General features: G+C 68.6%; 3 protein-coding genes. All 3 read right to left on the bottom strand.

The window, feature by feature from the left end; translation table 11 throughout:
* The coding region (locus D7V97_RS37855; protein WP_120615465.1) for an AMP-binding protein at nucleotides 1-4,375 on the bottom strand (4,375 nt) is incomplete at its 3' end.
* Between the two features lie 17 nt (nucleotides 4,376-4,392).
* A complete protein-coding gene (locus tag D7V97_RS37850) occupies nucleotides 4,393-6,003 on the bottom strand; it encodes a lactate racemase domain-containing protein (protein ID WP_120615464.1) in 1,611 nt (536 codons plus the stop codon).
* 31 nt (nucleotides 6,004-6,034) lie between these two features.
* A complete protein-coding gene (locus tag D7V97_RS37845; protein WP_120615466.1) occupies nucleotides 6,035-6,700 on the bottom strand; it encodes an HAD family phosphatase in 666 nt (221 codons plus the stop codon).
* Nucleotides 6,701-6,736 lie beyond the last annotated feature (36 nt).

Below are 6,736 nucleotides of genomic sequence, written 5' to 3'. Positions count from 1 at the left end.
GGGTGAAGTCGCGGTCCTGCCCCACCTGCTCCAGGTCCAGCACCTTGCCCGCGCGAAGGCTGCGCACCGCCTCTTCCGCGATGTGCGTCACGTAGCGGTAGCCCTCCGAGCGCGCCATGCCCTGCGCCCGGGCCCGCAGCGACGCGTGCTCCAGCGCCGGGCCCACGTGCACCTCCAGCTCCTTCGTCTTCGGGAACATGGAGCCCTTGGGCAGCGCCTCGTAGGCGCCGTGGATGTAGAGCGGCAGCACGTCCACCCCGTAGGTGAGCGACAGGTAGCCCAGCGTCGGCTTGAACTCCATCAGCTCGCCCGTCGTGGAGCGCGTGCCCTCCGGGAAGATGAGGACGTTGAAGCCCTGCCGGAGCGCCTCACCCGCCACGCGCAGCGACTCGCGCAGGGAGCCCTGCCGGTCGATGGGGATGAGGTGGGTGAAGTTCTCGAACCAGGCGCGCTTGAGCGGCGTGTCGAAGAAGTAGTCGCGCGCGGCCAGCGACACCATGCGCTCGCCCTGCTCGCCCAGCACCACGCGCACCAGCCCCGCGTCCAGGTGGCTGGCGTGGTTGGCGATGACGAGGAAGTTGCGGTTCTGCGGGATGAACGTCTTGCCCGTCACCTTCACGTCGAAGACGCCGCCGTAGAGCACCTTCTGCCCGAAGGACAGGAGCTGCCGGCCCACCGCGGACACGGCCTCGGGGACGGGGATCTCCTTCTCCTCCGCGCGCTCCTGCTCCTTGAGGATGTCGCGCGCGCGCGTCTCCTGCGAAGGCCGGCGGCCGGACGCCACCACCAGCTTGCGCAGGTCCTCCACCGTCTGCACCTGCGTCAGGTCTTCGATGGCGGGCAGCGGCACGCCCGCGCCCTCCAGCGCCACGGACATCTCCGTGAGCATCAGCGAGTCGAAGCCCAGGTCGCCAAGGAGCTGCGCGTCCGGACGCACGTCCGACACCGGGCGGTGGCAGACCTCCGCGACGAGCGGGTAGAGCCAGTCCGCCACGCCGCCGGTGGACGACGCCTGCGCCTGCGCCTTCTCCTTCACGCGGCCCGCGTTGGCGGCCACGCGGTCCAACCGCTGCAGCTCCTCCACCACGCGCTTGCGCTTCACCTTGCGCGTGGACGTGCGGGGCAGCTCGCCGTCGTAGAAGCGCACCAGCTTCACGCGCCGGTAGAAGGGCATGCCCGCGCTCACCTTGCGGAAGTGCTCCTCCAATTCGTGGCGCACCTCCTCGCGCGGCCGGTCCTTGAAGTCCGGCACGCACAGGCACGCCACCTTCTCGCCACCGGACTCGTCCGGCAGGCCGACGATGGACAGCTCCTTCACGTGCGGGTGCTCCTGGTACAGCTCCTCCAACTCGTCCGGGTAGACGTTCTTGCCGTTGGCGTCGACGATGACGTCCTTGGCGCGGCCCATGAGGTACAGCCGGCCCTCGTCGTCCATGCGGCCCAGGTCGCCGGTGTGCAGCCAGCCTTCCTTGACCACCGACTCGGTGGCCTCGCGGTCGCCGAAGTAGCCGGCCATCACGTTGGGGCCCTTGGCCAGCACCTCGCCGATGCCGTCGTTGTCCGGCGAGAGGATGCGGAACTCGATGCCCGGCAGTGCCTTGCCCACCGTGCCCTTGATGCGCTTGTTGGTGGCCTCGGACACCGCCAGCACCGGCGCGGCCTCCGTGAGGCCGTAGCCCTCGCGCATCGTGAAGCCCAGCTCGTGGAAGGCCTGGTGCACCTCTTCGGACAGCGCGGAGCCGCCCGACACCAGCACCTTCACGCGCCCGCCGAACTTGCGGTGCACCGGCCAGAACAAGAGCTTGCCCAGGTTGAGCGAGCTGCGGTTGCGCAGCTCCCCGTTGGCCGCCATCAGCGCCTTGAGCGCCTGCTCCACCACGGGCGGACGCGCCGCCATCTCCTGCGTAATCTTGCGGTGCAGCAGCTGCCAGAGCGCGGGCACGCCAATCATCGCGGTGACGCGGCCCGTCTCGAAGACGTCGCCCAGTCGGTCCGACGTGAGCTCGTCGATGTACGTGATTTCGGCGCCGCGCGAGAACGGCGTGAGGAAGCCGGCGGAGAACTCGAACGTGTGGTGCAGCGGGAGCACGGACAGCACGCCGTCGCCCACGCCCACGTTGAACGCGCCCGCGAGCTTGGCCACCAGCGACGTGAAGTTGCGGTGCGTGAGCATCACGCCCTTGGGCGTGCCGGTGGTGCCGGAGGTGAAGATGACGCTCGCCACGTCGTCGGGGGCCGCGGACTTGCGCACGGGTCCGATGCGGTCCGGGTACGCCGGGTCGCCCGTCATCGCCTCCGCGAGGCTGGTCACGCCGACGCCATCACCCAGCGCGCTGAAGAGGCCAGGGAAGTCCTCGGCGGCCTGCTCGGACACGAGGCACTGCTTCGCCTCCGCGCGCTTCGCGATGTTGACGACTTCGGCTTCCGTGAGGGCGGGGTCCACGGGCACGACGGTGCCGCCGGCGCGCAGGATGCCGAAGTAGCAGATGGCCCACTCGGGCCGGTTCTCCGACACCAGCAGCACGCGGTCGCCGCGCTTCAGGCCCGCAGCCAGCAGGAAGCTGCCCACGCGCGCGGCGTAGCGGTGCACCTCGCCGAAGGTGAAGCGCTCCTCCTTCTCGCCCGCGGCCATGCGGAAGGCCACCCGGTGACGCCACGCGTGCACGGTGGACTCGAACAGCTCCAGCAGGTCGCGCGACGCGGGGATGGCGGTGCGCTTCTCGCGCTCCTCGTCCAGGCCGGGGAACACCCACTTCTCCAGGCCGGGCAGGTGCGTGCCCAGGAAGTACTCGCGCCAGTTGATGCGGTCCGGCGCCCAGTCAATCTTCGCGCGGTCCGCGGGCACCATGCGCTCGTAGACGGAGCGCGTGTTGTCGCAGCGGAAGACGTACCGGTTCTCCCAGAGGAAGGGGAGGAACAGGTCGATGAGGCCGGTGAGGCTTCCCGCCTGCGACTCCACCTCGTCCAGCACCCCGCGCGCCTTGTCCACCATCGCCTGGATGCGCGGCGCGCCCCACGACGGGCGCACCTCGTCCAGCGTCTTCTTGAGCAGCTTCGCGCCCTTCATCAGCATGGGCGCGCTGAGCAGCTGGAACTCCTGCTTGCTCACCGGCTGCGGCTCGATGCGCGAGCGCAGCGAGTTCACCAGCGAGTTGCCCGTCTCACGGTTGCGGTAGAAGCGGCGGCGGTACAGGCCCACCAGCTCCACGGACCGGCTCGCGAGGAACGGGTTCACGTCACCGGAGGCCAGGTGGTAGACGCGGCGCTCCTCCACCTGGATCGCGTGCGCGGTGATGCCCAGCGTGGCGCCCGCCACCTGATCCACCGGGATGATGTCCAGGATGGCGTGGTCCCCTGCCGGGATGCCGCGCTGGCCCTTGATGCCCGCGTACGCCAGCGGCGCGGACGTGGTGAAGCCCTCGTTCCAACCCGGGAACGGGAAGTGCGCCGCGCTCTCCACGATGGAGGGGCGCACGATGGAGTAGCGCAGGCCCGGCGTACCGGCCATCACCTGTTCGCCCAGGTGCTTGGTGTACGTGTACGTGTTGGGCCAGCCCCAGTGCTGCGCGCGCTCCATGCCCGCGCGGACCAATTCACCGGACAGCCACAGCTTGCGCTCGCGGCCGACGGCAAGACGGAGGGTCTTCTCGTCGGTGGCGTCGCGGCCCTCCTCCTCCAGCCGGTCCAGCGCCTTCTGGCGGAAGATGGACGTGAGCGCCTTGTCATCCGCCTGCTGGCGCAAGCGGGCCACGGTCTTCTCCGCGTCCGCCAGCTCCTGCTCCAGGCTGAAGTCGCGCCCGTCCATCTCCTCCATCTTCGGGAAGTAGCCCAGCACCTGCTCGTCCTCGAAGACGAGCCCGCTGCGGTTGCCCGCGACGAAGGCGGTGGACATGTGGATGAGCGGCACCGCCCAGCGCAGCGCCAGCGCCACCGCGTTCTTCACGCCGTGGGTGTTGACGTTGAGGCCCACCTCCAGCGACGGGTTGAAGGACACGAGCCCCGCGCAGTTGACGATGGCGTGCACCTGCCCCGTCAGCTTCGCGACGTCCGCCTCCTCCAGGCCCACCCAGGGGTCGGTGATGTCGCCGTCCAGCACGATGCACTTCTCGCGCAGGTACGCCATCGCGCCTTCGTCCCCCAGCCTGTCCCGCAGGGGCTGGAAGGGTTCGCTGGGCGCGACCTTGTCGAAGAAGCGGTGCTCCGCGGACGCGGCGCTGCCCTTGCGCACGACGACGTAGACCCGGTCCAGCACGTCGCCGTAGTGGGAGAGCAGCATCGACAGCGTCACCTTGCCCACGAAGCCGGTGGTGCCGACGAAGACGATGCGCTTGCCGGTGAAGACCTCGGTGACGTTCAGCTCGGAGGGCGTGCCCATGTCCGTGTGCGACCCTTTCACTTCACGTCCACCATCACCGTGGGCGCGATGCGCAGCAGGCTGATGGACGCCGAGCGCCCCATGAAGCCGCGCGCCTCTTCAATCGCCTCGGAGAGGGTGTCGGTGCGCTCCCAGCCCAGCAGGGCCGGGACGTGGTTGTTCTCCGCGCCCGCGACGATGACCTTGCCCACGTGCTGGCGGCCATTCTCGCCCCAGTACCACATGTAGAACGGGTGCACGCCGTGGTAGGCGTTGCCCTTCCTGTACAGGTGCACGTAGCTGGGGTTCTCCGCGAACTCCTTCTCGTACTTGTGCTCCAGCTTCATGGAGTCCCGCGTCTCCGGCAGCAGCCGGTGGAAGAACTCGATGTAGCTGGGGTGCTGCACGGGGTCGAACTCGTCGTAGGCCGGGTGCAGGAGGATGAGCACGCCGCCCTTCTTCACCAGCGGCACGCCCCGGTTGAGGTTGTAGAAGTAGCCCAGCCCCATCACCTGCACGAGCAGCGGGTTGAGCACCGAGTTGACGCTGTAGGGGCTGACGAACGGGATGGGGAAGATGACGATGTCGCTCTGTCCCTCCACCGGCACCACGTACTGCTTCCAGCTCTGCTCCAGCGTCTTCTGGTGCGTGGGCTCCGTGGCTCCCGCGAACACGCCCGTCACGTCATAGGGCGCGGGGATGGCGTTGAGCACCTTGCGCGCCGCGGCCCGGGGCAGCTTGGACAGCGTGAAGCGCAGGGCCTGGAACTTCAGCCGGTCCGCCTCCGTGTAGTCCTCTTCCTTCTTCGCGAGGAAGTCCGTGGGCGCGCCGAACATTCGGTTGTTCAGCGTGGTCTCGATGTGGAAGACCTTGAGCGTCTGGTCGATGACCGTCCCGATGCGCGTGTTCTTCGTGTAGAGCGCGGACGCCTTCGGCTCCATGTAGCTGTCGGAGTCGCGGATCGTCTTCGGGTTGTGGTGGTGCCGCAGCGACGCGTAGTTGGTGACGCCCGTGCCCATGGACTTGTGCCCGCCGTTCATGGGCACGAAGTTGATGTTCACGTAGACGATGAGGTCGCTCTCCGCGACGCGGCGGTTCACCGCCACCACCTCGTCGTGGCTCGTGCGCTCCAGCTCCGTGATGCCGTCCGGGTCTTCCGCGTCGTGGTTGTAGTAGCGGTCCGGGTAGTAGGCGTCGAAGATCTTCTCGCCCACCATCCGCTTCATCTCGCCTTCGGTCATCCGGCGGTGGAGCGCGTTGGCGATGACCAGGTGCACGTCATCCACGCCGGAGTCCGCGCACAGCTCCAGCACGACCTCCAGGATGGACTGGCGCACGTCGGGCGTGACCATGGGCGGCAGCGGCACGCTGATGTCGTCGATGACGCAGGTCAGCCGCATGCCGGGGCGCAAGAGCGCGTGCAGCGGGTCCATGCCCTCCGGGTGGTTGATGGCCCAGCGGATGGCGGCCTTCACGTTGGGCACGCCCTCCAGCGGGGGGCGGGGGAAGATGACCCGGGTGCCCACGGGCAGGTCTTCCTGGAGGAAGCCCTCGCCGTAGAAGAGCGCCCGCGGGGGGCTGCCCTTCTCCGTGATGACCACCTGGCTTTCCTCGTCGTACAGCTTCTGGAGCGTCTTGAGCGGGCGCATGGGCGTGGGCCGGGGGGGGGGAAGGAGGGGGTTACTTCAGGTCCAGGATGGGCCAGTTGTACGCGCGCGCGAGCGAGCGCAGCCGCAGGTCCGGGTTCACCGCGGTGGGCCGTCCGACGACGGCGAGCATGGCGTAGTCGGAGGCGCTGTCCGAATAGCCGTGGCACTGGTTGAGGGCCAGGCCTTCCTTCTCGCAGTAGGCCCGGATGGCGTTGGCCTTGTTGGCGCCTTCGATGATGGGCGGGATCACCTTGCCGGTGGCCTTGCCGCCCACGAACTGCATCTTGTTGGCGATGACGTCGTCGCAGCCCAGGTGCCGGGCCAGCGGGTGCATGGTGAAGTCCAGTGCTCCGGTGACGAGCACGATGCGGCAGCCGGAACGACGCGCCTCGTCGATGAGGTCCTGCGTCTGCTCGTAGAGCGCCGGCTTGAGGACGTCCTCGAACATGTCCTCCGCGATGGTGACGAGCCGGTCTTCACTGAGGCCCGCGTAGTAGCGGTAGAAGAACTCGTTGAAGGCCTTGCGGTTGACGGCATCCAGGATGCCGAACACCGGCAGCCCCAGGGCGGTCCCCAGGGTGCGGCCCGCGATGCCCCGGAGCGAACCCCGGTTGGTCGCGTAGTAGGCATAGACGTGGACGATGTTCGTCCGGACCAGCGTCCCGTCGACGTCGAAGAAGGCGGCTTTGGCGGGCACTTTGGGGGGCATGGGCGGTCGGGCTTCCTCCCATCC

The organism is Corallococcus sp. CA053C (assembly GCF_003611675.1).
GTDB lineage: Bacteria > Myxococcota > Myxococcia > Myxococcales > Myxococcaceae > Corallococcus.
Note: the sequence above shows the minus strand (reverse complement) of the source record. Positions and strands in the feature narration are given on the sequence as shown.